We start from the raw sequence: 25,763 nt of genomic DNA, 5'->3' as shown, positions 1-25,763 counted from the left end.
CGCCTCCACCCGATCGCGGCGCTCCGGCATCACCGGCAGGTCGCCGTGTTCGCGGCTCATTCCAGGTGCCCCCGTGCCTTCAGTTCCTCGGCGCTCACGAACGTGAGCACCGGTGCGCCCGGCTCACAGATCATGGTCGCGACCAGCGCGGACTCCTCGTCGGCAAGGAGGTTCGCGCCCTTGAGGTGGATCACGTCACCGCCGGGCTCGAAGAACGCCTCACCGGCCTTGATCACCCGTTCCGGCTCGCCCTCCAGCTGGAACGCGATGGCGCCCTTCACGACGTAGCCGTAGATCGGGCCGGGATGGCGGTGCGGTGGCGCGCCAGGGCTGCCCGGCGGGAAGGACACCAGGATCGTGCGGCCCACCAGGCCCTCGGGCACGGGCGCGGTAGCCGCTGTCTCGGCGAGGATCTCGACCCTCGCCGGCGGGCCGTCCGAGGCCGCTGGGTGGTGCGGAAGTTCGCTCATGTCAGAAAGACCACGCAGCGCGCCGGTTTGTGACATCGCCCGTCGAGCGGAAGGTCATTGTCCGAGGAGTTCGCGACCTGATCGTCAGTACGGCTCGCCCATGCCGGACACGACCCGTATCTCGATCGCGCTGGTTCCGATGACCGCGCCCGCCTTGAGCGGCGCACAAGGCGGGCGACGAGGTCGTGGCGCTGACCGTGATCGCGACGGCGGGACTGTTCGGCTCGCCGGTCTCCTGGTCGCACCACCGGGTCTGGTGCGTGCCGGCGTTCCTGGCACTGGTGTTTCGCGCGCGGGTGCTGGGGTCGCGATCGGCGCGCTCGTCGTGCTGACCGCCAGGTCCGGACTCAGCAGCGCCTGGTCCGTACGAAGCCCCGGCTCGACTCGACGATCACGAAGCTGAGCCGGTCGGGGTCCGCGGCACCGAGCGTGACGCGGACCTCGGCGTTGATGTTGATGTTGCGCTGCTCGCCGCACGGCACCCACTGGATCTCGGTCGCGTCCGGGCGGTAGCGGGTCTGCCAGCTGTCACTGAACGGTCCGGTGAACCGCTGGGTCACCGTCGCGGTGGGCGAGGTGCCCTGCAGGTAGGTGCTGACCCGGCTCAGCCCGGTCGCGCCGTCCTGCAGGTGCGCGTAGCCCTCGTAGGTGGTCCGCGCCAGGCCGTAGGTGTAGCCCTGCGGCGCGTTCACCCGCAGGTTGACCTGGCAGTTCTTGCGCTGGTCGAGCGGGGACGAGCCACTGCCCGCCCGCGCCAGGAACGTGTGGTAGCCGATCGTGAAAGTCCTGTCGTCCGTCTCGACGTCGGCGTCGCCGGCCGGGCAGCCCGAACCGTTGACGGTGACGACTTCGAGGAACGGCGCCGGCTGCCCGGCCGGTGCCAGAGCGGACAGGGCGACGAGTGCTGCCGCTGCCGTGGTGAGCATGGGGAACCTCTCCGAGGAGTCGTGGGCGGCGGCCGCCTCAGACGGTAGCGGCGATGCGCCTGACGGTTCCCTGACGATTCATGGCTTGAAGGACAGCAGTTCCTCCTCGACGCCGGTCCTGACCACCACGCACGTCGACTCCGGCACCTCCTGCCACGCCCCGACCAGATCGGCCAGCGGCTCGGACACGATCAGCCGCGAGTCGTCGGTGAGGTCGTGCAGCGCCGGGTTGTCCGGGTACTGGCGGCGCAGCGTCGACACGTCGGTGCTGTGGAACAACGACCGCGACTTGCCCCGGCTCGAGTACCGGAACGCCCAGGTGGTCGAGCCGTCCGTGACCGCGACCGTCATCTGGACCGGATACTCCACCCCCGCTCGCCGGCCGACGTCCTCGACGAACTCGACCATGCGCGCCACCCCGGCCGGCGGGTCCTGCTCCAGCCCGAAGCTGACGGCCAGGTAGAACATGATCTCCGAGTCCGTCGACCCCTCGATCAGCGGAAACAGCACGGGGTCGATCGCCAGCATCAGCTCGCGCCGCACCAGCGGGAACTTCGCGATGAGCCCGTTGTGCATCCACAACCAGCTCCCGTGCCGGAACGGGTGGCAGTTCGACCGCTGCACCGCCCCGCCCGTGGAGGCCCGCACGTGCGCGAACACCCGGTCGGCGGTGATCTGCGCGGACAGTTCCCGCAGGTTGCGGTCGTTCCACGCCGGTTCGGTGCTCAGGAAGAGGCCGGGCGCGCTCATGCTGCCGTACCAGCCGATGCCGAACCCGTCACCGTTCACGGCCGTCGCGCCCAGCCGGGCGTGCTTCGACTGCATGACGAGCGAGTTCTCGGGCGCGTAGAGCAACTCCTCCAGCAGGACCGGCGAACCGGAATACGCGAGCCACCTGCACATGTCGAACCTCCTGAACGCCCAGCACTACATGGGAACACGTAGCAGACCGGAACGGGAGGTTTGCGGCGACGCGCCCTCCTCGGGCAGCATGGCTGAGGTGACGGTCCCTCCCGGCTTACGGCCCCCGCCCTACGAACAGCCGCGCGGGAACTTCGAGACGATCGAGGTGTACGCGCCCGTCGCGCAGGTGCCGGTGCAGGCCGAGCCCGCCCCGGAACCCGAGGACCGCTCCGACCTCGCCGTCATCGGCCCGATCGCCGCGCTCGTGCTCGCCCTGACCATCAGCACCCTGATCCTCGAACACCCGGCGGCCCGCGCCGTCGCCGCCGGTCTCGCCACCATCGGCCTGATCGTGGCCGTCGCCCTCATGCTGATGGGCCGGAAGCCGAAGCCAGGGCGGCACGTGGCCCGGCACGCCATCGACCCCGAGGCGACCGAGCGGATCGCTCCTCCCGGCTGGAGCGCGACCGACCGGCGCCGCTGACCGGCGCCGATCGGTTCCCGAGACTCACTTCAGGGTCGCGAGGCCGGCCTTCGCGTACTTCTCGTCCAGGTCGCCGCTGGGCGCGCCGCCGACGCCGATGCCCGCGACGGACGTGCCGTCGACCGCCACCGGCACGCCGCCACCCAGGAACAACGTGCCGGGGATGTCCCGCAGCGTCGCGCCCTGGCCCGTGACGCGGCCGGCGAGTTCCGAGGTCGGGGCGTTGAACGACACCGCGGTGAACGCCTTGCGGCGCGCCGACTCCTCGGTCTGCGGGCCCGCGCCGTCGCCGGCGAGCAGCACCACGACGTCGCCGCTGCGGTCCACGACGGCGACCGTGACGCGCTGGTTCTCCTTCTCGGCGGCGTCGAGCGTGGCCTGGGCGGCCTTGATCGCCGCGTCGATGGTCAGCACCTTCTCCGTGCGGGTGGTGGTGCGCTGGTCGGCTGCCGCGTAACCGCCGCCGATGCTCAGCACGACGAGGGTGGCGATTGCGATCTTCTTGAGGTCCATGGCCACTACGGTTCCCTGTTCAGGGCTGCGTGCCATGGTGGTGACGGTTGAACCTCGGTTCAACCCATCGGTTGACCCGTGGCGGTGCGCCTCTCGCCTACAGTCGCCGACGTGTGGCTGCACAGGGCGATGCACGCGGGTTTCTACGTGCTGCTGACGGCGTCGGCGGCGCGGTACGTCGCGTACCACGGCGCCGATCTCGTCGTGCTCGGTCTCGCTTTCGCGCTGGCCCTCGGTTATCCCGCGAGCGTGCGGTGGACGCGGGCGTTGCCGGTCGTGCTCTCCGTGTGGCTGGTGCTGGTGTGGCTGGCGCCGAGCTTCGGCTGGTGCGCGATCCCGTTGTTCTTCCAGTGCCTGCGCCAGCTCAGGCCACGGGTGGCGCTGCCGATCGCGGCCGTGCTGACGGCAGCCGTGGTGCTGGCCCAGATCAGGCTGGCCACGACGTTCGACTGGTCGCTGGTGCTCGGCCCGGTCGGCGTCGCGGTGCTGACGGCGGCGGTGTTCTTCGACCGCGCCCGCCTGCTGCACGAGGCCGGGGTGCTGGAGGAACGCCAGCGCCTCGCCCGCGAGATCCACGACACCCTGGCGCAGGGCTTCTCCAGCATCAACCTCCTGTTGTCGCTCGGGGAGACCGAGAAGGCCGCCGAGGTCGCGCGGGAGAACCTGGGCGAGGCGCGGCGGTTCGTCCGCGACCTGTCGCCGATCCACGGCACGCTGGTCGACGCGCTGCGCCGGCTCTGCCCGCACGTGGAGGTGGACGGCGATCCGTACGCGCTGAGCGTGCAGACGGAGGTGGCGTTGCTGCGGGTCGCACAGGGCGCGGTCGCGAACGTCGCGGAGCACGCGGGAGCCGGCCGGGTGGCGATCACCCTGTCGTACTTGGGAGATGCGGTGACGCTGGACGTGGTGGACGACGGCCGCGGCTTCGACCCGGCGCAGGTGAGGTCGGCGGACGGCCGTGGCTACGGGCTGGCGTCCATCCGCGGGCGCATCACCGAGCTGGGTGGCACCGTGTCCGTGGAGAGCGCGCCGGGGGAGGGGACCGCGGTGGCAGTGACGGTGCCGACGCCATGAGGGTGCTGGTGGTGGACGACCACCCGGTGGTCCGGTTCGGGCTCGTCGGCCTGCTGTCGCGCGACTTCGAGGTGATCGAGGCCGCGACCGGTGAGGAGTCGGTGACCAGGGCGTCCACTGTGGACGTCGTGCTGATGGATCTCCAGCTGGGCAAGGGCATCGACGGCGTCGAGGCCACTCGCAGGATCCGGGCACTGGAGAACCCGCCGCAGGTCGTGGTGCTGACGACCTACGACTCGGACGCCGACATCGTGCGCGCGGTCGAGGCCGGCGCGATCGGCTACCTGCTCAAGGACTGCGGTCCGGAGGACCTGGCCAAGGCGGTGCGCACGGCGTTGACGGGCCAGACCGTGCTCTCGCCGGACATCGCGCAACGGCTGCTGCGCCAAGTCCGTGGCCCCGCGCCGAAGCTCAGCAAACGCGAGGTGCAGATCCTCGAGCACCTCGCCCGCGGCCTGTCGAACCGGGAGATCGCGAAGGAGCTGTTCATCAGCGAGGCCACCGTGAAGACGCACCTGGTGCGGATCTTCGTGAAGCTCGGCGTGGACACCAGGACGGCGGCCGTGACGACCGCCGTCGAGCGCAAGCTGATCCGGCTTTAGTCCATGTTCGGAGGCGTTGTCTTCGTGAGCCGCTGATCCGGCCGGCTGCCGGACATCGCGAGCATCCCGCGCAACACCTGCAGCAGCTTGCGCAGCCCGCTCGGCTTGCGCCGGTCGATGCCGCCGATCACCTGCTTCAGCACGGACAGCTGGTCGAAGTAGATCCGCTCGGTGACCAGGTTCTCGTCGGCGTCGAAGATGAAGTACGCGTTCATGCGCGTGCGGTGCTTGCCGCCGGTCGCCGGGATCTTGCCCAACGGCCCGAGGTGCGTGCCGATCAGCCAGAACTCCACGATCACGGCGTCGACGCTGTGCCGGAACGAGATCAGCTCGTGGTGCTGGTCGGGGAACGCGACGCGCGTGTCGGTGTAGTACTGCCGGACGGCGCTGTCGCCGTCGTGCACGACCATCTGGGCGATGACCTCGTAGTGCGGGTGCGGGAATGTCGAGAGCGTGGCGTCCCAGTCGTGCGCCACCTCGTCGCGGAAGTGGTCGAGCACCAGCTTTTCGCGGGCTCGCAGGACTTCCTCGGACGGCAGGACGAAACGGGATGACATCGACACTCCTCAGTGGACGATCTGGCCGTGGCTGAACGTGGGCCTGGTGCCGGGGTTGGTCCAGGCGCCGGTGAGTTCGCTGGAGGGGAAGAACTGCAGGAACCGCGGGTCGGCCTGGCTGCGGTCGGCGAGCGTCTTCTCCAGGATGATCGAGTTGTACTGGTCGGCGGTGGTCTCGACGGTGTTCGCGTTGAGCACGACCTCCTGCTGCCACCGGCGCGTCCACGACGCGAGGCCGGGCAGCTTCGAGTGCTCGGGTGTCAGCGCCTCGGCGGCGATCACGTTCTCGCTGCTCACCCAGATGCCGGTCGAGGTGTTGACCACGAGGCTCTGGTTGCCGAACACGTGACCCGGCGTCTTGACCACCGCGACGCCGGGGCCGAGCACGACCGAGCCGTCGATCGGCAGGAACGCCTCCGCGGGCAGGTCGCGGTAGGTCGCCGGCTGGTACCAGGGCTTCTGCAACGGGTGCAGTTCGCTCAGGGCCGCCAGTTCGTCGCGTTGCACGATCACCCTGGCGTTCGGGAAGTACGGCGTGGCGCCGATCCAGCGCCGCAGGTCCTGGGTGTGCAGGTGGTCGAACATCAGGTAGTCGACGTCCTCGGGCGCGATGCCGAGCCGTTCGAGGTGGCCGGGCACGGTGCCGTGGACCTTGACCATGCGCCGCTCGATCACGTCCGGGGTCCGTCCAGACAGGTCCTCGAAGTACGGCGTGTACCGGCCGTACTCGTGGTCGCTCGGCTCGAACAGCAGGATGCGCTCGCGGCCGTCGTCGTGCCAGCGGATCACCAGCATCCGGTTCGTGATCGACAGGAACGGCGCGATCGCCCGCGAGGCCCTGAACAGGCCGAACCGCGTCGGGTACGGCAGCGTCACCAGGTCGCGCGTGACGATGCCGTCCGGCGTGCCGGTCGTGGCGAACTCCCGCCGGAACGCCTCGCCCCGCTCACGGGCGACGCGCAGCCGTGCGCCAGGCCCGCCCTCGACGTCCATGTGGTCGAGCGTGTCGATCCTGGTGAAGCTCATCGTCCCCTCCAATACCCACGCTGTGGGTTAATTTCGAGGTTAAACCCACGCTGTGGATATCCGCAAGGCACAATGGCCGCGTGACTGAACCGCGCCGAGGCCGTCCGCGCACGCCGCTGCTGTCCCGCGAGTCGATCGTCGCGGCGACGCTGCAGGTCATCGACGCCGAAGGCGTGGCGGGCGTGGGCATGCGGTCGGTCGCGCGGGCGCTCGGGGTCGACGCGAAGAGCCTCTACAACCACGTGGACGGCAAGGACGGGCTGCTCGACGCGGTGGCCGAGCATCTGCTGGGCGGCCTGGTCCTGCCGGAGTCCACCGGTGACGCGCGCCGCGACCTGCGTGCGATCGCGCAGGCGTTCCGGGCCCGCGCGCTGGCCCATCCGGGAGCCGCGCCGCTCGTGCTCACCCGCCAGCTGTCGTCGCTGGAGGGCCTCGCTCCGGTGGACGCGGTGCTGGAGGTCCTGCTGGCAGCGGGCGCCTCGGCTCAGGAGTCCGTGCACCTGCTGCGGATGCTGCTCGCCACACTGATCGGCACGTTGCTGCGCGAGGTGTCGGCGGCGCCGACGTTCGGCGGCGACGACGGCGCACGCCGCGGAGCACTCCAGGCCTCGGGGCTCCCCGCGGTGGTGCGGACGGCGCCGCACCTGGCGGAGTTCGACCGCGAGGCCGAGTTCGAGTACACGGTGGACCTCGCGGTCACGGCCGTGCTGACGCGTATTGATCTTCAGTCAGCGCGCTAGGCCGGATGGCGGCAGACTTCGCCGCGTGAACCATCGACGGTGGCCCGTGGTCGCGGCGGCGGGGTTCGTCTTCGCGGCGGTCGTGTACGTCCTCGCGGTGCTGACGAAGGCCGGCCAGACCATCGAGAACGCGGCCCTGCGCGGCGCCGACCAGGACAACGTCACCGAATCGGACGCCGCCTGGGACGCGCTCGGCCAGATCACCGTCTACTCGCTGGCCGCGGCCGTGCTGGCGGTCGCCCTGGTCGGCGTGCTCAGGAAACGCTGGGACCTCACCGTCGCGGCGGTCGGTGTGATCGTCGTGGGCCAGCTCGTCGTGCAGGCGCTCAAGCGGTTCGTCCTGCCGCGTCCGGCACTTGTCGAGGTGACCGGCGACTACGCGCACAACAGCCTCCCGAGTGGACACACGACGATCGCGATGACCGTGTTGTTCGCGGCGATCATCGTGGTGCCGTGGAAGTGGCGTGGCGTCATGTTGTTCTTCGTGCTGCCGTGGGCCACCGCGATCGGCCAGTACACGCTGACCGCGAAGTGGCACCGCCTGAGTGACACCCTCGCCGCCGACAGCATCGCGCTCGCCGTCGCCGCCCTCGCCGCGTGGTGGTTGCAGCGCAAGGGTTCCCTGCAGCCCTACACGGGACCGCGCCGAGCCGGGCGGGTGGTCCTGGTGGTGTTCTGGTCGTTCATCGCCGCCGCAACACTGGCCCTGGGCGGGATCCTGTGGGGGTTCTCGCTGGCGAACGAGGGTCTGAACGCGGACGAGTGGGTGATCTACCTGGGAGCGGGCACGTTCGCGTCGGCCGGTTCGCTGATCGCCGCGCTCACGTACCTCGCGTGCTGGCGCCGGATCGCGTGACAACCAGTTGATCTCTCGCGCGTCCTGTCCGGTGGAGAGGTTTCCGGAGGAGGGGACAGGACGTTGAGTTTCAACCGACGTGCCGCACTGACATTGGGCGCCGGAGCGGCGCTGGCCGTGGCCGTGCCCGCCGCGGCGCAGGCCTCGACGGTCACCGGCAAGTTGCGTCAACTGGAGAAGCGGCACAACGCGCGCCTCGGCGTGTTCGCCACGGACACCGGCACCGGTCGCACGGTGCTGCACCGCGCGGACGAGCTCTTCCCGATGTGCTCGACCTTCAAGACCATCGCGGCGGCGGCGATCCTGCGCAAGGACCGCGACGGGACGTTGCTGGGCAAGGTCATCACCTACACGCAGGCCGAGGTGGACAAGTCCGGCTACGGCCCGGAGACCGGCAAGCCCGAGAACCTCGCGAACGGGATGACCGTCTCGGCCCTGTGCGAGGCGACCATCATCTACAGCGACAACTGCGCGGCCAACCTGCTGCTCAGGGAACTCGGCGGCCCCACGGCGATCAGCCGCTTCAGCCGTTCCATCGGCGACCCGGTCACGCGCCTCGACCGCTGGGAGCCGGAGCTGAACTCGGCGGAACCCGGCCGCATCACCGACACGACGTCACCGCGCGCCATCGGCCAGAGCTACGCGCGCCTGACGCTGGGCCACGCGCTCAACTCGAACGACTCCGACCAGCTCACGAAGTGGTTGCTGGCCAACACGACCGGTGGCAACCGCATCCGTGCCGGGCTGCCGTCGGCGTGGCGCTGGGGCGACAAGACCGGCACCGGCAGCTACGGCACCACCAACGACGTCGGCATCGCGTTCCCGGCCGGCCGCGCGCCGATCGTGATCGCCGTCCTGTCGACGAGGAAGGACGAGCCGACCGGCGGCGCCGACGAACCGCTGCTCGCCAGGACGGCGGAGCTCGTGGCGGCGACGTTCAGCTGACCGCACCCAGGGCTCGGAGAACGGCCTGGAGCAGCTGCTCCAGGCCGTTCTGATGTCGTCGAACGACGAGGGCTGATCGTCGAACGCTGGTCGAACGCGCGTTCACCGGCTACGGTCGCAATGCGAATCTCGTTCACGTTCCCAAAGGCGGCGGCGATGCGGCGAGCGGTACTCCTGGTGGTCCTCTTCCTTCTCTCCCTGGCGGTCACACCCGTGCGGGCGGAGTCGTTCGACGGCTCCGAGCTGCGGGTGTCCGGCGGGGTCTTCCGCGACGAACACGGCCGCGAGGTGGTGTTGCGCGGCTTCAACGTCTCCGGCACGGCGAAACTCGCGGAGTACCGCGGGCTCCCGTTCGCGAACACGGCCGACGCGCGCAGGTCCGCGCAGGCCATGAAGCAGCTGACCGGCGCGAACGCGGTGCGGTTCCTGCTGACCTGGGCGTGGATCGAACCGCAGCGCGGCCAGATCGACCACGCCTACCTCGACGGCGTGACGGCGCAGTTGCGCGCCTTCACCGGCCTCGGCATCCGCGTCTACCTCGACTTCCACCAGGACCTCTACTCGCGCCACCTATTCAACAGGGACAGCTGGTACACCGGCGACGGCGCACCGGCGTGGGCGGCGAGCGGGTACCCCAAGGAGTCGTGCGGCCTCTGCTTCCACTGGGGCCAGAACATGAAGAACAACAACGCCGTCACCGCCGCCACGTACGACTTCTGGCACAACCGCGACGGTGTGCGGGACTCGTTCGTCAACGCGGCCGGCGAGGCACTCAAGCACGTCAGGGAAGCCTTGCCCGCCAACGAGTTCAAGCTCGTCGTCGGTGTCGACCCGTTGAACGAGCCGTACGCCGGCAAGTACGACGCCGGCCAGACCTCGCAGACGTGGGAGCGCGACCTGCTGATGCCGTTCTACCACCGGTTCCGCGCGGAGATGGACGAGGCGGGCTGGACGGCCAAGCCCGCGTTCGTGGAACCGCTGGTGTTCTGGAACCAGAACGTCGACTTCTTCGCCGAACCCGGCGGCCTCACGCTCGTGCCCGCCCTCGGCGAACGGTTCGTGTTCAACTCGCACTTCTACGACGGCAAGGCGCAGTCGGGAGTCCTCATGCCGGGCAAGGCGGCGGACGGCGAGTACACCCGGGCGTTCGGCACGATCCGCGACCGCGCGAGGGCGCTCGGCACCACCTCGATCGTCTCCGAGTTCGGCCACCCCGTCTCGGGCTTCACCTCCGACAAGATGCCGTCCGTGCTCAAGGCGATCTACCAGGGTCTCGACTCGACGGCGCCGGGCGCGCGCTGGTGGTCGGCGCCGCGCGGCAGCGTGATCTCGGGCAGCCAGTGGCACTGGGACACCAACTACGGCCGTCACCACGAACTGATGAACGACAACCCCGGCAAGGTCATGACCGACGGCGACGCCATGAACGACGAGCACTTCTCGGCGGTCAAGCTCGACGAGGCGGGCAACGCGGTGCTCAACGTCGACCGGGCGATCGTCGACCGTGTCTACCCGCAGGCCGTCGCGGGCACCACGCTCGCCTTCGCCTACGAGGACCGCGCGTACGAGACCTGGCAGCAGATCCCGCTGCCCGCCGTCCGCACGCTCGTCGGCTCCGCGCCGTTCGCCGTGCTCGTCTGGGACTCGAACGGAGGCCCCGCGCCGACCGAACTCCACCTGCCCGAGTCCCTGCGCTCGCCGTTGGTGATCAGTTCGGCGTCCACGTCCGTCGAGGGCGGCAAGCTGCTGCTGCGAAGTGGCCAGGGACGGCAGTTCGCGCTGGTCACGGCCCCGTCGGCGGGCGACGTCGCGGCGGCCGAGGCCGAGCTTCGACAGTGGTACGTAAGCTGGTGAAGTGCGAACTAGGCCCACTCTGAGCTGGTCGAACCCGGGCCCGGCGCTGCCGCGCACCACCACCCTCACCGACGTCGTGCCGATCGTCACGGAGGGTGGGGTGCTGGTGCTCAGCGGCGCGGGCCTCTCCACCGAGTCCGGCATCCCCGACTACCGCGGCGAGGGCGGGTCCCTGCGCAAGCACACCCCGATGACGTACGAGGAGTTCACCACCAGCCAGGCCGGCCGGCAGCGCTACTGGGCGCGCAGCCACGTCGGCTGGCGCACCATCGCCCGCGCACGGCCGAACGCGGGCCACCACGCCGTCACCAGGCTCGCGGGCTTGCTCTCCGGCGTCATCACCCAGAACGTCGACGGCCTGCACCAGGCCGCGGGCTCGCCGGACGTCGTGGAACTGCACGGCGGCCTCGACCGCGTGATCTGTCTGGACTGCGGGCTGCTCTCACCGCGCATCGACCTCGACCGCCGCCTGCGCGAGGCGAACCCGGACTTCCACGCGACGACGAACGAGATCAACCCGGACGGCGACGTCTTCCTGCCGGAGGAGACCGTGCAGGACTTCGTGGTCGTCCCGTGCGTGGAGTGCGGCGGCGTCCTCAAGCCGGACGTCGTGTTCTTCGGCGAGAACGTGCCGCGCCCCCGCGTCGAACAGTGCTACTCGCTCGTCGACGGCGCACGGTCCCTGCTCGTCCTCGGCTCCTCGCTGACGGTCATGTCCGGGCTGAGGTTCGTGCGGCGGGCCGCCACCGCCGGAATCCCGGTCGTGATCATCAACCGGGGCGAGACGCGCGGTGATCCACACGCGTCGCTGCGGGTCGACCTGCCACTCGGACGATCGCTGACGGAGCTGGCCGGTCTAGTGCTGTGACCGGAACTGGTCCAGCACGCGCCGTTCCCGTTTCGTAGGACGCCCCGCACCCCGTTCGCGCCGAGCGATCGGGGCCTCCACCGGCGGCGGGGGAGTGCGGTCGATGAAGCAGGTGGCCGCGTCCGCCGCGCCCACGCGCTTCTGGATCACCCGCACCACGTCTACCGTCCAGGTCTTGTCGTTCACACGAACGCGGACCTGGTCGCCGGCGGCCACGGTCGCCGAGGCCTTCGCGGGCTTGTCGTTGATGCGCACGTGGCCGCCCTTGCACGCCTGAGAGGCGTCCGGGCGGGTCTTCGTCAGCCGGACCGCCCACAGCCAGCGGTCGATGCGCGTGGACTCCACCCCGCCATCATGGCACTCCCGGAGATCATGAGGCTCCTGGCGGTCGCAGGACCTCGGTGGCGAGATCGATGCGGACGGCCTGTGGCTAAGCCTCCACAGTGGACTGCAAGCCGAGCATTCTGGCCAGGCCCGACAGTTCGAGCACCCGTGTCACCTGCTCCGACGCGGCGGAGAGCTTCAACCCGCCCGCCGCGGCCGAGGCACGCGCATGTCCGCGCACGAGAGCACTCACCCCGCTGGAGTCGCAGAACGTGACGGCTGCCAGGTCCAGCACGACGTAGCGGTGGCCGTCGTCGAGCAGACGGTCGAGCCGCGCGAGCAGTCGTTCCGAACCGGAGCCGGCGAGTTCACCGGAGACAGTGACGAGGGTGGAGGCAGGCGACGACTCGGTCACCATGACTTCGAGCATTTCGCAGCTGTACCCAGTGGTGCCCGGCGCGAAACTGGTTCTCGTGCGCGTTCTTCTGACGTCCTTGCCCATCCACTCCCACCTGATGCCGACGATGGTGCCGCTCGCGCGGGCGTTCCGGCAGAGGGGCCACGAGGCCGTGATCGCGACAGGGCCCGCGATGGCGCACCTCGAGCACACCGTCGTGATGCCGGACATCTCGGCGCCGTCGGACCTCGGGCCGCCGCCACCGTGGATTCCGGAACGTGACGGCGTGCTGAAGGTGCCGCTCTGGTCCGACGCGCTCGTGGTCGCGTCCGCCGCCAACATCCTCGACTTCGCCCGCACCTGGCGTCCGGACGTCATCGTGCGCGAGACCAGCGAGTACGGCGGCCAGATCGCCGCCGAGGTGCTCGGCATCCCGCACGCGCTGATCGACATCGCCCCGTTCGCGCCGCTGGAGATCCCGCTGCTCGACGAGCTGGTGGACAAGGTCCGCGCCAGGTTCCAGGTCGGCGCGACCGAACCGGTCCTCACCGCCGGGCTGACCCCTGCGTCGTGGCACCCGGCCCAGCACCACTTCCGCGTGCCGATCGAGCAGGGGGACGAGGACGAGGGACCGGAGATCGTCGCCTCCTTCGGCACCAACGCCCAGTGGCTGATGCCGGGGTCCACGCTGCCGCACGTCGTGGTGGAGGCGCTGGGTGAGGTCTCCGCACGCGCTGTCGTCGCGATCGGCCACGGCGCGTGGACCGGCCCGCGCCCGTCGAACGTGCGCCTCGCACCGGAGATCCCGCAGCAACGGCTCCTCGGCACCGCGAAGGTGTTCGTGACGCACGCGGGTTACAGCGGCGTGCGGGAGGCGCTGACCGCCGGCGTGCCGATGGTCGCGATGCCGTTGTTCGCCGACCAGCCGCGTAACGCGGACCGCATTCAAGATCTCGGCGTAGGCGTGCGGGTGGACGTGAAAGGGCTGACCGCCACCGTTCTGGCCGAACGGATCCAGCACGTGCTGAACACGAGGAGATATCACGACGCCGCTGAGAACCTGGCCGCGCAAACAATCGATCTTGAGGTCTTCACGAGTATTCCGGACCACCTCGTATCCGCTGTGTGACGACATTTTGGGTGTGACCAAAAGCTTCGACGGAAATTTAGTCCGTCTGGAGACTGGCGGTGGGGCAGGTGCTTGTTGGGGAGAACAGGTCGCCTGTAAGAGGGGAAAACAGGGGGAAACATGAAAAGGCACGTGCGCGACAGTTTCTTCGTCGTGGGCGAAGGTGTACTGGAATTCGACGGCAGAGGCGGGGCCATCACGCGTCAGCCCTCCACAGCGGAGGAGTTGCGCAGGTTCCGGTTCTCGCGACTGGGGCCGAAAGGGCCGCGAACGGACGAGGAGACGCGGGTCGCCCTCGCCACCGCCGTCACCGCGGCCGTTCCGCAGCCCGACTCGGCGGATCCGGCCGTTCCGGCGGGGTTCACCTACCTCGGTCAGTTCGTCGACCACGACCTCACGATGGACCGCACCGAGTCGCAGCTCGGGCAGGACGTCAACCTCGACGAGCTGACGCAGGGCCGCTCGCCGGCGCTGGACCTCGACTCGGTCTACGGCCGCGGCCCGCGCGACAAGGACGACCAGGTCTTCTACGCCCAGGACGGCGTGAAGCTCAAGGTCGGCACCACCACGCCGGTGCCGTTCCCGGACGAGGGCACCAACGTCCCGTTCGAGGGCTTCGACCTGCCGCGCCGCGGTGGGACGGCCGGCACGGCGGCGGATCGGCGGCTGCCGCTGATCCCGGACGCCCGCAACGACGAGAACCTCGTGGTGGCGCAGACGCACCTCGCGTTCATCCGCTTCCACAACCGGGTGGTCGACGAGCTCGCGCTCACCGGCCTCACGGGCGAGCGGCTGTTCCGCGCCGCCAAGGAACTCGTGGTGCGGCACTACCAGTGGATGCTCAGGACCGACCACCTGCCGCGGATCATCGACCCGGCGATCGTGGACGACGTGTTCACCAACGGCCGCAGGTTCTTCGAGGTGCCCGGCCGGTGCCGGGACCACTCGCCGACCATGCCGATCGAGTTCTCGGTCGCCTCGTACCGCTTCGGGCACAGCCAGATCCGCGGCGCGTACCAGTGGAACCGCGTGTTCAACTCGACCGGGCCCGGTGGCATCGCGACGCTGTTCGCGCTGTTCACCTTCACCGGGGTGAGCGGCAACTTCGATCCCAGCTCCGGCACGCCGGCCGACCTCGACGACGTCAACCGGGGCCCGATCTTCACGTTGCCCAGCAACTGGATCGCGGACTTCCGGCGGCTCTACGACTTCACCGAGGCCGAGCGGGACGACCTGGTGCCGCCCGCGGAGACCGGTGGCGGCAACGTCACCAAGCGGATCGACACGCTGCTGGTCGACCCGCTGACGCAGCTGCCGGCCGGCACGTTCGGCGGACGCGGCACGCAGTTCCGCGAGATCGAGCGCAACCTCGCGTTCCGCAACCTCACCAGGGCCTCGATGATGGAGCTTGCCACCGGGCAGCAGATCGCCGAGCTGTTCGGGGTGGAGCCGCTCACCGCAGAGCAGATCCTGGTGGGCAACGGCGGCGCGGTCGTCGAGGGCCTGTCCGAGGAGCAGAAGGCGCAGCTGGTCGCCGCCACCCCGTTGTGGTTCTACATCCTGCGCGAGGCCGAGGCCGGCAACGGGCTGATGGGCCCGGTCGGCGGCCGGATCACCGCGGAGGTCTTCCACCGCGCGATGGAGGGCAGCCGGATCTCGATCGTGCGCTCGCCGTACTGGCGGCCCACCCTCGGCCCGGACTCCAGCACGTTCCGCATGGTCGACCTGCTGCTGTTCGCCTTCGAGGGCAAGGCCGACCTGCTGAACCCGCTGGGCGACCCGGTCAGCTGATCTTCCTCGCGTGTCCTGTCTGACTGGGTGGTGGCAGTCAGACAGGAGAGGGAGTTCGATGTCGAGTCCAGAAACCACACGCAGCGAAAGCACCGGAGAACGCCTGGCTCGTTTTGCGCGGGAGTCCGGAATTCCGTTGCTGCGCATCGGACTGGGGGTCGTGTACCTCTGGTTCGGCGTGCTGAAGCTCTTTCCCGGTGGCAGCCCTGCCCAGGATCTCGTCGAACGCACGGTCTCCGCGCTGACGTTCGGGATCATCCACGGGGATCTGGCAAGAATGAGTGCCGCGATCAGTGAGATCGGGATCGCGTTGGTTCTGCTGAGCTTCCGCGCACCACGGTTGTGCGCGGCCCTGCTGGCAGGCCATGCCGTGCTGGTGTCGACACCGCTGGTGTTGTTCCCCGGCGAGATGTGGTCGGGTCCGTTGCAGGCGTCGTTCGAAGCCCAGTACATCCTGAAGAACCTGGTGACCGTCGCCGCCGCGGTGGTCATCGCCTCATCGCATCCGAGGGTGCGGTGAACGGGAGCCGCTCTGCCGTCTGGGTTGGGCGGCTCCCGCCGTTCAGGCCGTTGGCTTACACGGCCGCGGTGCCGATCAGCCCGTTGCGCGTCACCTTCGCCGCCAGTTCGGCCTCGCTGAGGTCCTCGGTACCCTCGGGACGGCGCGGCAGCACCATGTACCGCGACTCGGCGTTCGCGTCCCACACGTCGATCCTGGTGGTCTCGGGCAGCGTCAGCCCGAACTGCTCCAGCACCTCGCGCGGGTGGCTGACCACCTTCGAGCGGTACGCCGTGCTCTTGTACCAGGTGGGCGACGGTCCGAGCAGCGAGAGCGGGTAGCAGCTGCAGAGCGTGCATACGATGACGTTGTGCACGTCCTCGGTGTTCTCGACGACGTGCAGCCGTTGCACCTGCAGGCCGCCGCCCATGGACAGTCCGAGCTCGGGCAACGCCTCGTTCGCGTTCTCCAGCAGGCGTGCCCTGAAGGCGGGATCCACCCAGGCTCGTGCCGCGACCCGGAACCCGTTGGCGGGTGAGGCCCTGTGCGCGAACGCCTCCAGCACCTGGTCCAGCTCGCGGGGGTCCAGCAGGCCCTTCTCCTCGAGCATCGCTTCCAGTTCCCGGACGCGCGCGGCGATCGGGGAGTCGTCGTGGTCGTCACTCATCGCTGAGGTAGTCCTCCCAGAGGGACAGCGTCACGCTGTGGTCGCCGTGGCCGAACAGTTCGCGTGCGGCGAACCGCACCAGGTACACCTGTTGTGGCTGCTGGATTCCTTGCGCGCTCAGGTCCGCCAGCGGATGGACGCCGTCGTGGCCGATCACCGTGCCGCGCCGGCCGCGTGCGTAGTGCGGCAGCCGGGTGTGGTGGTCCGGGTCCACTGTGGACGTCCGGACGCGGTCGCCGGTCCGGTAGCGCTCAGACAACGCCGCGCTCCTTCAGGAGTGTCTGGATCGCGCGGAACCAGTTCTCGTAGTACGACGACTCGTGCGACATGGTCCGTTCGACGGCGTCCCGGAACTCGTCCAGGTTGTAGACGCCCTGCCCGATCAGCGCCCTGTTCATGGCCATCACGTGCGCTTCCCAGTCCGCGTGGAAGGGCGGCTCGTCGAGCTCCTCGATCACGGGCCCGAAGCCGTCCTGGCCGCCGACGTCGTTCATCCTCGGCATGTCACCTCCTGCGCTCAGCCAGATTCTGCGCCGCCTCCCGCCAGTTCGGGAAGTGGAACTCGAATCCGGCCTGCTGGAGTCTGCCCGGCACGACCCGGCGGCTCTTGAGGAGCAGTTCGGTGTCGCTGCGGATCGCGAACGCCCCGATCTCGGCCATCCAGCTCGTCGCGGGCAGGCCCGCCGGCACGTGCCAGGCCCCGCGCAGCTCGCGCATGAACTCCCGTTGCGGCACCGGGTTCGGCGCCGCGAGGTTGACCGCACCCGCGATCGGTTCCCTGATCAGCAGCGCGACCGCCCGTACGAAGTCGTCGTCGTGGATCCACGAGACGTACTGGTGCCCGCCCGCGATCGGGCCGCCCAGCCCGAGGCGTGCCAGCCACGACAGGTAGTCGAACACGCCGCCCTTGTCCGGGCTCATCACCATCGCCGCTCGGAGCGCGACCTTGCGGGTGCCCGGGGTGTCGGCCTCGTCCAGTTCGGCCTCCCAGCGCTTGGCGATCTCGACGCTGTAGGCCCAGTAGCCCGGCACGTCCGGCTCGCGCCCGCCGAGGACGCCGGTCTCCTCGTCGTTGGCCGCGTCGAACCGGTGCGCGTAGATCGTCGCGGTGCTCATCTGCAGCCACACCTTCGGCGGGTCGGCTGCCTTCGCGATGGCCTCGCCGACGACCCGCGCGGAGTCCACCCGCGAGCGCATCATCTGCCGCAGGTTCTCGGCCGTGTAGCGGCAGCTCACGCTGCGCCCGGCCAGGTTGACGACGACGTCGGCGCCGTCGATCTCGTCGGCCCACCTGCCGAGCGAGTGGCCGTCCCAGCGCACGCCCCCGCTACGGCTGATGATCACCACCTCGTGGCCCGCCGCCCTGAACGCGCGGGTCAGCACGCCGCCGACCTGGCCGGTACCGCCTGGAATCACGATCTTCATGTCGTCTCGTTCCCCCTCGCGGCCGACGGTAGCCCCCGGTCGCTGAGAGCCGTTTCAGCTATGCTCGCGCAAAACGCTCAAACGAACAGGCGGTCGGTCATGCGGGAGTCCAGCGAGGTACGGCGGCAGCGGATCCTGGCCGTCACGGCGTCGCGGGGCACGGTCAGGGTGAGCGATCTGGCCGGGGAACTGGACGTTTCGATCGTCACGATCCGGCGCGACGTCGAGGAGCTCGCGCGGCTCGGCAAGCTGCGGCGCGGGCACGGCGTCGCGCGCTCGCTCACGCCGGTCGAGCAGCCGGAGCCCAGGCAGGCCACGAACGGGGCGATCGCGCTGGTCGTGCCGGAGCGCCACACGTACCTCTACGAGACGATGAACGGCGCCCGCAAGACCCTCGAAGAGGCCGGCATGCGGGTGGTCCTGCACATCGCGCCGCAGGCCAGGGGCGCGGAACGGCCCATCGTCGAGAAGGCGCTGACCGAGCCGGTGCAGGGGCTGCTGATGGCACCGCGGTGGCGCACGTCCGAGGAGGAGGCCGAGGACGACTGGCTCGCGGACACGGGCGTGCCGACCGTTCTCATGGAACGCCGCCCGAGCGGAGGCCTGCGGGCGATGAACTCCGTGTGCTCGGACCACTGGTACGGCATGCATCTGGCCGTGAAGCACCTGACCGACCTTGGGCATCGGCGGATCGTGCTCGCCGCACGCGACGACAGCCCGACGGCGCGGGTGCTGCGCAGGGCGTTCCGTGAGATCTCGGCGGACCTGGAGGACGCGGTCACGGTGCGGAGCTCGCCGGACACCGGGCTCGTGGACGTGTTGCGCGAGCGCCGGGCCACGGCGGCGGTGCTGCACGGCGACGAGGACGCGTTGATGCTGGTCCAGCAGATGATGCACGCCGGGATGGAGGTGCCGCGGATGTGCTCGGTCGTGTCGTACGACGACGTGGTCGCGTCGCTCGGCAGCATTCCGCTCACGGCCGTCGCGCCGCCGAAGACGGAGGTCGGCAGAGTCGCCGCCGAACTGCTGCTCCGGAAGCTGAAAGGCGAGGTCACGGCCCCCGAACGCATCGAGCTGCTGCCGACGTTGAAGATCCGTTCATCGACTGAGCGTTTGAACGTTTCTTGACGGCAAACCGATCAGGCGATCAGGATGCGGTCCATGCGCCTGAGTCGTCGCACACTTCTCGCGGCGGGCCTCACGGCACCGTTGGCGGCCTGCTCCACTCCGCAACGCCGCGGTGCCGGAGGTCCGGTAGAGATCACGTTCTGGTCGGCCCTGCGCGGTAGCCAGCAGGTCGTCGACGCTTTCAACTCCTCGCAGAACCGCATCAGGGTGGTCTTCCAGCAGATCCCCTCCGGCGGGCAGGGCGGTTACGCCAAGCTCAGCAACGCGGCTCGTGCGGGCAACGCACCGGACATCGCCACGATCGAGTACCCGCAGGTCCCGGGGTACGCGATCGACGGCGTGGCCAGGGACATCACCGACCTCGTGACCGACCGCCTGAAGCAGAAGCTGCTGCCGCAGGCGCTCAAGCTCACGACGTTCGACGACCGCGTGTTCAGCGTCCCGCTCGACGTCGAGCCGATGGTCCTGCACTACCGCGCGGACCTGTTCGAGGCCAACGGTTTCGAGCTCCCGGCGACCTGGGACGAGTTCGCGGAACTCGCCAGGACGGTGAAGTCCAGGTTCCCGGACAGGAAGCTCGCGATCTTCCCGACGGACGGCGGCACGCAGTTCGCCTGTTATGCCTGGCAGGCCGGCGCGCAGTGGTTCGACACCAGCGGCGGCAGGTGGCGCGTGTCCCTCGCCGACGAGCCCACCCGGAAGGTAGCCACCTACTGGCAGGGCCTGATCGACGAGGACCTGGTGTTCAGCAACGCGAGCGACAGCAAGCAGCACGACGCGCAGATCGGCCAGGACCGGGTGATCACCAGGCTGAGCGGCGCGTGGGACGCGGGCGCGCAGATGCGGGCGAGGCCCGCGCAGAAGGGCAGGTGGCGCATCGCCCCCATGCCGGTCTGGGACGAGCAGGTCGTCGGCACGCACGGCGGTTCGACGTTCGCGATCACCAAGGACTCCGCCGAACCCGAGGCCGCGATGGAGTTCATCGAGTGGCAGTGCACCCACCCGGACGCGCTGACGGCTCGGTTGAAGAGCGGCACCAGCAGCCAGTACCCCGTTGCACCAGGCCTCGTCGAGGCGGGCGCCAAGGCGTTCCCCGGCGAGTACTACGGCGGCCAGGACATCTACCGGCTCTTCCGGCAGGAGGCGGACAAGATCCGCGACGGCTGGGTGTGGGGCCCGCGGATGACCGCCACCCTGAAGGTCATGCAGGACGGGTTCGCGAAGGCAGGCGCCGGTGCCGGCACGCTGATCGAGGCGGTGCGGGAGGCCCAGAGCGGCACGATGCCCGACCTGTTGGCGCTCGGACTGTCCATTGAGGAGGGTTCGCGGTGAAGGGCAAGCTCGCCTGCGCCGTCCTCATGGCGCCGTTCTTCCTGTTGCTGATCACGGTCTTCCTGATCCCGACCGGCACGGCGGTCTGGCTCAGCTTCTTCGCCGCCGACCAGCCGGGACTGGGCTTCGGCCCGGAGAGCACGGTGTTCGTCGGCCTGCGCAGCTACGGCGCCGTGCTCAGCGACCCGACGTTCCTGGGCAGCCTCCTCACCGTCGTGCTGTACTGCCTGCTCTACATCCCGCTGATGGTCGCCGGCGCGCTCACCCTCGCGCTGCTGCTCGACTCCGGCGTGGCGAAGCTGCGCAGCTGGGCGCAGATGAGCCTCTACCTGCCGCACGCCGTGCCGGGCATCATCGCCGCGCTGATCTGGCTCTACCTCTACACACCCGGCCTGAGCCCGATCATCGACCTGTTCGCCAAGGCGGACATCCAGATCAGCTTCCTCGGCATCGACACCGTCCTGCCGTCGATCGTGAACATCGCCCTGTGGAGCAACCTCGGCTACAACATGGTGATCTTCTATGCCGCGTTGCAGGCCGTGCCGCGCGAGGTCCTGGAAGCGTCCGTCGTGGACGGTGCGGGCCCGGTCAAGCAGGCCCTGCGCATCAAGGCCCCGCTGGTGCGCGGCGCGATCGTCACGGTCGGCATCTTCACCCTGATCTGGGCGCTGCAGCTGTTCACCGAACCCGTGCTGCTCAGCCAGTCCACCCCGATGATCAGCGCCCGGTTCTCGCCGAGCATGTACATCTTCGACGCCGCCTTCACCCGCAACAACTACGGCCTCGCCGCGGCCGCGTCGGTGATCCTGCTGGCCTTCACGGTCGCGCTGTCCTACGGCGTCACCCGCTGGACGAACAGGAAGGCCGCCTGATGACCCTCCTCGGCCGGACCACGGTGAACGTGGTCGTCGGCATCTCGGTGCTCTACACCCTGCTGCCGGTGATGTGGCTGGTGCTCGCCGCCACGAAGAACGTCGACGCCCTGTTCAACAGCGACCTGTTCGGCGGCTTCTCCCTGGTGGAGAACGTCACGAACCTGTTCGCGATGGACAAGGGCCTGTACCCGCGCTGGTACCTCAACAGCCTGCTGTACGCCGTGATCGGCGCGGCGGTCAGCGCGTTCATCTCGATCGCCGCGGGCTACGCGTTCGACAAGTACGCCTTCCGCCACAAGGAGAAGCTCTTCGGGCTCGTGCTCGCGGCGGTCATGGTGCCGCAGACCGTGCTCGCGCTGCCGCTGTACCTGATGGCGTCCGAGGCGGGCCTGGTGAACACGTTCTGGGCGGTGTTCATCCCGGCGCTGTTCAACCCGTTCGGCGTCTACCTCGGCCGGATCTTCGCGCAGGGCTACGTGCCGGACGAGGTGCTGGAGGCCGCCCGCATCGACGGCGCGGGTGACCTCGCCACGTACTTCAGGGTCGCTTTCAAGATGCTCGGACCGGGCATGGTCACGCTGTTCCTGTTCCAGCTCACCACGATCTGGAACAACTTCTTCCTGCCCATGGTCATGCTGTCCGACCAGAGTCTCTACCCCGTCAGCCTCGGCCTCTACCAGTGGAACAGCTCGGCCACTGTCTCTCCCGAATACTACCCGGTGGTGATCATGGGATCTCTCTTCGCGGTGCTGCCGCTGATCCTCGCTTTCATGTTGCTGCAACGGTTCTGGAAGGCCGGCATGACCGCGGGAGCCGTCAAGTGAGGGCCGCGGGCGTGATGTCGGCGGAAGCCGCCGAAGCCGTTCTCACGCCCGTGCTCCACGATCTGCGGGCGGCCTGCGACTTCGCGGGCGTCGGTCCCGACTTCGCCGAGGTCCCGGACGTCGACCTGCTCGTCACGGGCTGGGGCTGCCCGCCGATCACTGCCGAGGTGCTCGCCCGGCTGCCCCGCCTGAAGGCGATCGTGCACACCGCCGGCTCGGTCAAGGGCTTCGTCACCGACGCCTGCTGGGAACGCGGCATCGCGGTGTCGTCGGCCGCGCAGGCCAACGCGCTGCCGGTCGCCGAGTACACCGTCGCGATGATCCTGCTCAGCGGCAAGCGGGTGCTCGAACGCGCCCGCGACTACCGCGAGACCAAGCGGATGTCGGTGTACGGGGTGCCGGCCTCGGTGGGCAACTTCGGTGCCACGGTCGGCATCCTGTCCGCGTCGATGATCGGCCGCCGGGTGGTCGAGCTGCTGGCGCCCTACGATTTCCACGTGCTGGTGCACGACCCGTTCGTGACCGAAGTGGACGGTGCCGAGTCCGTGAGCCTCACCGAGCTGTTCGAACGCAGCGACGTCCTCAGCGTGCACACGCCGTTGCTGCCGGAGACCACGGGCCTGGTGAGCCGCGAGCTGCTGGGCCTGCTGCGCGACGACGCCGTGCTGATCAACACCGCCCGCGGCGCCGTGCTGGACCAGGACGCGCTCGTCGCGGAGGCCGGTCGCATCCGTGCGGTGCTGGACGTGACCGACCCGGAGGTGCTGCCGGCGGACCACCCGCTGTGGCACCACGACAGCGTGCTCATCACCCCGCACCTGGCCGGCTCGCAGGGCAACGAGTGGGGCCGGCTCGGCCGCCACGCCGTGGACGAGGTCCGCCGGTGGGTGGCGGGAAAGCCGTTCTCGACTCCGGTGCCGGGCGAGAGAAGAGAGCGGATCGCGTGAGGCTGCCAGGCAACCGAAGGGACCACATCGCGTGAAGCTGCCAGACCCCGACCACGTCCTCAGCCCCCGCACCGGCCTCACCCGCGAGCACTGGGTGGCCACTGCCGACGGCCTGCTCGCCGCCGCCTGGCGGCACGCGTCCCCCGACCAGGCCTTCCTCGACCTGCCCGGCAGGCCGTCCCGCAGCGGTGTCCGGTCGGACGGACTGGAGGGCTACGCCCGCACGTTCCTCGCCGCCGCCTTCCGCACCGCGCACGGCGAGGATCCGCACAACTGGCTGGAGCGTTACGCCGCGGGACTGGCGGCCGGTACGGCGGGGGAGTGGCCCGCGATCTTCGACGTCGGCCAGCCCATGGTCGAGTCGGCCTCCGTGGCGCTGGGCCTGCGCCTTACCAGGCCGTGGCTCTGGGACAAGCTCCCGGAGGCGGTGCAGGACCGCGCCGAGGCCTGGCTGCGGGAGGCACTGCGGCACGTTCCCGCCGCCAACAACTGGTACTTCTTCCCGTACACCGTGGCGTCGTTCCTGGAGTCGGCCGGACGCGGTGACGACGAGACCCGCCAGGCGAAAGCCCGCGCGATGGAACTGCTCCAAGGCTGGTACGTCGGCGACGGCTGGTACTCCGACGGCGACGGCCGTGCGTTCGACCACTACAACGGCTGGGCGCTGCACCTCTACCCGGCGCTGGACGCCCACCTCGACGGCCGTCCCGTCACCACGCACCTGCGCGAGCACCTGGAGAGTTTCCACCTGCTGTTCGGCGCGGACGGCGCCCCGCTCTACTTCGGACGGTCGCTCACCTACCGCTTCGCCGCCGCGTCGGCCGTGGCGCTGGGCGCGCTCACCGGTGAGACGCCACTGAGTTCCGGCCACTCCCGTCAGCTCATCAGCCAGACCCTCCGGTACTTCCTGGACCGGGGATCGCTGTCCGGCGGTCTGCTCAGCCTCGGCTGGCACGGCCCGCACGAGGCGAGTCTGCAGCCCTACTCCGGACCGGCCTCGCCGTACTGGGCGTCGAAGGCGTTCGTCTGCCTGCTCGCCGGCCCCGATCATCCACTGTGGACAGAAACCGAGGAGAGCCTGGACGAGGACCGGACGCTGGCGTTGCCCGGCCCGGGCTTGCTGATCCAGCGGCACCATGGCGTGACGCGGCTGCACAACCACGGCAGCGACCACGTGCGGCCGTTCGAGGGCGAGTACGCGACCGAGGACGACCCCCTCTACAGCCGCTTCGCCTACTCGACGGCCAGTGGTCCGACCGCGAGGCACAACGTCGCCGACAACCACATCAGCCTCGTCGTCCGGGGTGACCGCAGCGTGCGCAGGCGGATCCACCCGCTGGGCGCGCGGGACAACTGGGCCGCGTCCTGGCATCGGCCGGTGTTCGACGCGAACCAGCCCATGGTGCCGGGCCTGCGGATCGAGAGCGTCACGGCGGTCTGGGACGACCAGGAGCTGCGCATCCACCGCGTGATCGGCGCACCGCCCGGCACGACGGCCGAGCTCACCGGCTGGGCCACGGACCTGCCGTCGTCGTTGGCCGGTGTGCGGGGCTGGACGGGCACGGAGTCACGGCCCGCGCCGCAGGGCACGGCGTTCGTCGCCACCGCGAAGGTCCCCGTGCTGACCGCGGACGTCGAGGGCACCGTGACCCTAGCGGCGGTGGCGGTTCTCCACGGCTCCGTCGCGGAAGTGGACTGGAACGCCCGCGTCGACGAGATCCTCCGGCTGACCCTGGACGCCTGAACGGGGTAACGCGGCGGCGGCAGGCTCGATGAAGTGATGTGCGCATCACCCTCCTCGTCGCCGCGTTCCTGCTCGCCGCCTGCACCTCCGAACCCCAGGCCGCCCCGTCGCAGGCCCCCGCGACCCAGACGACGGTCGAGCAGCCCGCTGGCAACGGCCCGAACTGCGCGAACGCCAACTCCTCCGTCGTGGGCAAGGCGCTCAACCTGCGGCTGCAGGGCCAGCGGGAGAGCGTCGACAAGGCCGTGACGACCTGCAACTACGTGGGTGCCGGCATGCCGGTCGAGGTGCGGTTCACCACCAACGCGACCGCCGCGACGTTCGCCAAGGGCAAGCCGGAGAAGGCCAAGGCCATCGACGGCCTGTTCGACGAGGCCTACGAGTCCAGCGCGGGCGGGGCCGAGACCGCCCAGCACACCGTGGCCGCGCGCAGGGGCAAGACCCAGATCGAGGTGATGTCGCCCGCGGGCGTCGAGCCGTCGAAGAAGCTGATCACGGACCTGTTCGCCCGCATCTAGTGTCCTGCGCCTGAAATCCGCTGGGTAAGTCTATGGTGGGGTGATGGCGCGGATTGGACGTCCTCCTGCTGAGGTGACGTTGACCGAGCAGGAGCGGGAAACGTTGCAGCGGTGGGCGCGGCGGGCGAAGTCGTCGCAGGTGCTGGCGCAGCGGTGCAGGATCGTGCTGGCGTGTGCGGATGGTGTGCCGGGCACGCGGATCGCCGAGGATCTGCGGGTGCATCCGGCGACGGTGACGAAGTGGCGCAGGCGGTTTCTGCGGGATCGGCTGGACGGCCTGGTCGATGAACAACGGCCGGGCCGGCCGCCGTCGATCACGGTCGATCAGGTCGAAGAGGTGATCGT

Annotated in this window: 32 protein-coding genes; 20 read left to right on the top strand and 12 right to left on the bottom strand. The window is 69.7% G+C overall.

Annotation, left to right across the window (positions count from 1 at the left end):
- Positions 1-56: 56 nt before the first annotated feature.
- Complete coding sequence (locus BLR21_RS30350) at positions 57-470, bottom strand: cupin domain-containing protein (RefSeq protein ID WP_090011332.1); 414 nt, start codon at positions 468-470, stop codon at positions 57-59.
- Positions 471-655: 185 nt separating this feature from the next.
- Between BLR21_RS30350 and BLR21_RS42815 the strand changes: the two genes are divergently transcribed.
- Positions 656-802, top strand: coding sequence for a hypothetical protein (locus tag BLR21_RS42815; protein ID WP_176929861.1), 147 nt, complete (start codon positions 656-658; stop codon positions 800-802).
- Between the two features lie 15 nt (positions 803-817).
- Here BLR21_RS42815 and BLR21_RS30345 read toward each other — a convergent pair whose 3' ends face one another.
- Both BLR21_RS30345 and BLR21_RS30340 read right to left on the bottom strand, forming a co-directional pair.
- Entirely contained in the window at positions 818-1,396 is a 579-nt protein-coding gene (locus BLR21_RS30345) for a DUF4360 domain-containing protein (protein WP_090011330.1), read from the bottom strand.
- Positions 1,397-1,474: 78 nt separating this feature from the next.
- Entirely contained in the window at positions 1,475-2,299 is an 825-nt protein-coding gene (locus BLR21_RS30340) for a class II glutamine amidotransferase (protein WP_090011328.1), read from the bottom strand.
- 97 nt (positions 2,300-2,396) lie between these two features.
- On the opposite strand from BLR21_RS30340, the gene BLR21_RS30335 reads away from it, so the two are divergent.
- Complete coding sequence (locus tag BLR21_RS30335; RefSeq protein WP_143027923.1) at positions 2,397-2,783, top strand: hypothetical protein; 387 nt, start codon at positions 2,397-2,399, stop codon at positions 2,781-2,783.
- A gap of 24 nt (positions 2,784-2,807) precedes the next feature.
- On the opposite strand, the gene BLR21_RS30330 is transcribed toward BLR21_RS30335, so the two are convergent.
- Entirely contained in the window at positions 2,808-3,296 is a 489-nt protein-coding gene (locus BLR21_RS30330; protein WP_256335031.1) for a GlcG/HbpS family heme-binding protein, read from the bottom strand.
- A gap of 111 nt (positions 3,297-3,407) precedes the next feature.
- Between BLR21_RS30330 and BLR21_RS30325 the strand changes: the two genes are divergently transcribed.
- Positions 3,408-4,370: a sensor histidine kinase gene (locus BLR21_RS30325; RefSeq protein ID WP_256335030.1), complete on the top strand. Its 963-nt coding sequence runs from the start codon at positions 3,408-3,410 to the stop codon at positions 4,368-4,370.
- On the top strand, positions 4,367-4,972 hold the full coding sequence (locus tag BLR21_RS30320) for a response regulator (RefSeq protein WP_090011322.1): 606 nt from the start codon (positions 4,367-4,369) through the stop codon (positions 4,970-4,972). The genes BLR21_RS30325 and BLR21_RS30320 overlap by 4 nt, the downstream gene beginning before the upstream one ends.
- Here BLR21_RS30320 and BLR21_RS30315 read toward each other — a convergent pair.
- On the bottom strand, positions 4,969-5,529 hold the full coding sequence (locus BLR21_RS30315; protein WP_090011508.1) for an ester cyclase: 561 nt from the start codon (positions 5,527-5,529) through the stop codon (positions 4,969-4,971). The two genes, BLR21_RS30320 and BLR21_RS30315, sit on opposite strands and share 4 nt — an antisense overlap.
- 9 nt (positions 5,530-5,538) lie before the next feature.
- Positions 5,539-6,555, bottom strand: a complete 1,017-nt coding sequence (locus BLR21_RS30310) for an MBL fold metallo-hydrolase (RefSeq protein ID WP_090011319.1) — start codon at positions 6,553-6,555, stop codon at positions 5,539-5,541.
- Positions 6,556-6,635: 80 nt separating this feature from the next.
- Between BLR21_RS30310 and BLR21_RS30305 the strand changes: the two genes are divergently transcribed.
- The 5 genes from BLR21_RS30305 (at position 6,636) to BLR21_RS30285 (ending at position 11,818) form a co-directional block, all read left to right on the top strand.
- Positions 6,636-7,295, top strand: coding sequence for a TetR/AcrR family transcriptional regulator (locus BLR21_RS30305; protein ID WP_090011317.1), 660 nt, complete (start codon positions 6,636-6,638; stop codon positions 7,293-7,295).
- Positions 7,296-7,320: 25 nt separating this feature from the next.
- Complete coding sequence (locus tag BLR21_RS30300; RefSeq protein ID WP_090011315.1) at positions 7,321-8,151, top strand: phosphatase PAP2 family protein; 831 nt, start codon at positions 7,321-7,323, stop codon at positions 8,149-8,151.
- Between the two features lie 63 nt (positions 8,152-8,214).
- A complete protein-coding gene (gene bla / locus BLR21_RS30295; protein WP_090011313.1) occupies positions 8,215-9,096 on the top strand; it encodes a class A beta-lactamase in 882 nt (293 codons plus the stop codon).
- A 156-nt stretch (positions 9,097-9,252) separates the two neighbouring features.
- A complete protein-coding gene (locus tag BLR21_RS30290) occupies positions 9,253-10,950 on the top strand; it encodes a cellulase family glycosylhydrolase (RefSeq protein WP_090011506.1) in 1,698 nt (565 codons plus the stop codon).
- 1 nt (position 10,951) lies between these two features.
- Positions 10,952-11,818 (top strand): NAD-dependent protein deacetylase, encoded by an 867-nt coding sequence (locus tag BLR21_RS30285; RefSeq protein WP_090011312.1) that lies wholly within the window; start codon positions 10,952-10,954, stop codon positions 11,816-11,818.
- Here the strand turns inward: BLR21_RS30285 and BLR21_RS30280 are convergent.
- Positions 11,807-12,163, bottom strand: coding sequence for an RNA-binding S4 domain-containing protein (locus BLR21_RS30280; RefSeq protein ID WP_090011310.1), 357 nt, complete (start codon positions 12,161-12,163; stop codon positions 11,807-11,809). The genes BLR21_RS30285 and BLR21_RS30280 overlap by 12 nt on opposite strands.
- Before the next feature lie 85 nt (positions 12,164-12,248).
- Positions 12,249-12,572 carry an STAS domain-containing protein gene (locus BLR21_RS42810; RefSeq protein WP_063758217.1) on the bottom strand — a complete coding sequence of 108 codons (324 nt, stop codon included), beginning with the start codon at positions 12,570-12,572 and terminating at the stop codon, positions 12,249-12,251.
- A 43-nt stretch (positions 12,573-12,615) separates the two neighbouring features.
- Here BLR21_RS42810 and BLR21_RS30270 point away from each other — a divergent pair, with 43 nt between their 5' ends.
- The 3 genes from BLR21_RS30270 (at position 12,616) to BLR21_RS30260 (ending at position 15,979) form a co-directional block, all read left to right on the top strand.
- Entirely contained in the window at positions 12,616-13,668 is a 1,053-nt protein-coding gene (locus tag BLR21_RS30270) for a glycosyltransferase (RefSeq protein WP_176929860.1), read from the top strand.
- Between the two features lie 120 nt (positions 13,669-13,788).
- Positions 13,789-15,459, top strand: coding sequence for a peroxidase family protein (locus tag BLR21_RS30265; protein ID WP_090011306.1), 1,671 nt, complete (start codon positions 13,789-13,791; stop codon positions 15,457-15,459).
- Positions 15,460-15,517: 58 nt separating this feature from the next.
- Positions 15,518-15,979, top strand: coding sequence for a DoxX family protein (locus BLR21_RS30260; RefSeq protein WP_143027920.1), 462 nt, complete (start codon positions 15,518-15,520; stop codon positions 15,977-15,979).
- 55 nt (positions 15,980-16,034) lie between these two features.
- Here the strand turns inward: BLR21_RS30260 and BLR21_RS30255 are convergent, their stop codons facing one another.
- From BLR21_RS30255 to BLR21_RS30240, 4 genes are read right to left on the bottom strand one after another with little or no spacing between them, the layout of a single operon-like run.
- Positions 16,035-16,625 carry a nitrile hydratase subunit alpha gene (locus tag BLR21_RS30255; RefSeq protein ID WP_090011304.1) on the bottom strand — a complete coding sequence of 197 codons (591 nt, stop codon included), beginning with the start codon at positions 16,623-16,625 and terminating at the stop codon, positions 16,035-16,037.
- On the bottom strand, positions 16,618-16,884 hold the full coding sequence (locus BLR21_RS30250) for an SH3-like domain-containing protein (RefSeq protein WP_090011303.1): 267 nt from the start codon (positions 16,882-16,884) through the stop codon (positions 16,618-16,620). Before BLR21_RS30250 ends, BLR21_RS30255 begins: the two co-directional genes overlap by 8 nt.
- Positions 16,877-17,128: an SH3-like domain-containing protein gene (locus BLR21_RS30245; RefSeq protein WP_090011301.1), complete on the bottom strand. Its 252-nt coding sequence runs from the start codon at positions 17,126-17,128 to the stop codon at positions 16,877-16,879. The genes BLR21_RS30250 and BLR21_RS30245 overlap by 8 nt, the downstream gene beginning before the upstream one ends.
- A 1-nt stretch (position 17,129) precedes the next feature.
- A complete protein-coding gene (locus tag BLR21_RS30240) occupies positions 17,130-18,050 on the bottom strand; it encodes a TIGR01777 family oxidoreductase (protein ID WP_090011299.1) in 921 nt (306 codons plus the stop codon).
- Between the two features lie 99 nt (positions 18,051-18,149).
- Here BLR21_RS30240 and BLR21_RS30235 point away from each other — a divergent pair, with 99 nt between their 5' ends.
- The 8 genes from BLR21_RS30235 to BLR21_RS30200 form a co-directional block, all read left to right on the top strand.
- On the top strand, positions 18,150-19,178 hold the full coding sequence (locus tag BLR21_RS30235) for a substrate-binding domain-containing protein (RefSeq protein ID WP_090011297.1): 1,029 nt from the start codon (positions 18,150-18,152) through the stop codon (positions 19,176-19,178).
- Between the two features lie 33 nt (positions 19,179-19,211).
- Complete coding sequence (locus BLR21_RS30230; RefSeq protein ID WP_090011500.1) at positions 19,212-20,510, top strand: ABC transporter substrate-binding protein; 1,299 nt, start codon at positions 19,212-19,214, stop codon at positions 20,508-20,510.
- Positions 20,507-21,382, top strand: coding sequence for a carbohydrate ABC transporter permease (locus tag BLR21_RS30225; protein ID WP_245816570.1), 876 nt, complete (start codon positions 20,507-20,509; stop codon positions 21,380-21,382). Before BLR21_RS30230 ends, BLR21_RS30225 begins: the two co-directional genes overlap by 4 nt.
- Positions 21,382-22,209 (top strand): carbohydrate ABC transporter permease, encoded by an 828-nt coding sequence (locus BLR21_RS30220; RefSeq protein ID WP_090011295.1) that lies wholly within the window; start codon positions 21,382-21,384, stop codon positions 22,207-22,209. Before BLR21_RS30225 ends, BLR21_RS30220 begins: the two co-directional genes overlap by 1 nt.
- On the top strand, positions 22,206-23,156 hold the full coding sequence (locus BLR21_RS30215) for a hydroxyacid dehydrogenase (RefSeq protein ID WP_256335029.1): 951 nt from the start codon (positions 22,206-22,208) through the stop codon (positions 23,154-23,156). Before BLR21_RS30220 ends, BLR21_RS30215 begins: the two co-directional genes overlap by 4 nt.
- Before the next feature lie 31 nt (positions 23,157-23,187).
- A complete protein-coding gene (locus tag BLR21_RS30210) occupies positions 23,188-24,900 on the top strand; it encodes a DUF2264 domain-containing protein (protein ID WP_090011294.1) in 1,713 nt (570 codons plus the stop codon).
- A 38-nt stretch (positions 24,901-24,938) separates the two neighbouring features.
- Positions 24,939-25,418: a hypothetical protein gene (locus BLR21_RS30205; RefSeq protein WP_090011292.1), complete on the top strand. Its 480-nt coding sequence runs from the start codon at positions 24,939-24,941 to the stop codon at positions 25,416-25,418.
- A gap of 43 nt (positions 25,419-25,461) precedes the next feature.
- Positions 25,462-25,763 (top strand): helix-turn-helix domain-containing protein (locus tag BLR21_RS30200; RefSeq protein WP_143027919.1); only part of this gene is annotated, 302 nt, incomplete at its 3' end.

Origin of the sequence: Lentzea albidocapillata subsp. violacea, assembly GCF_900100275.1 — a bacterium.
Taxonomy (GTDB): Bacteria; Actinomycetota; Actinomycetes; order Mycobacteriales; family Pseudonocardiaceae; genus Lentzea; species Lentzea violacea.
Note: the sequence above shows the minus strand (reverse complement) of the source record. Positions and strands in the feature narration are given on the sequence as shown.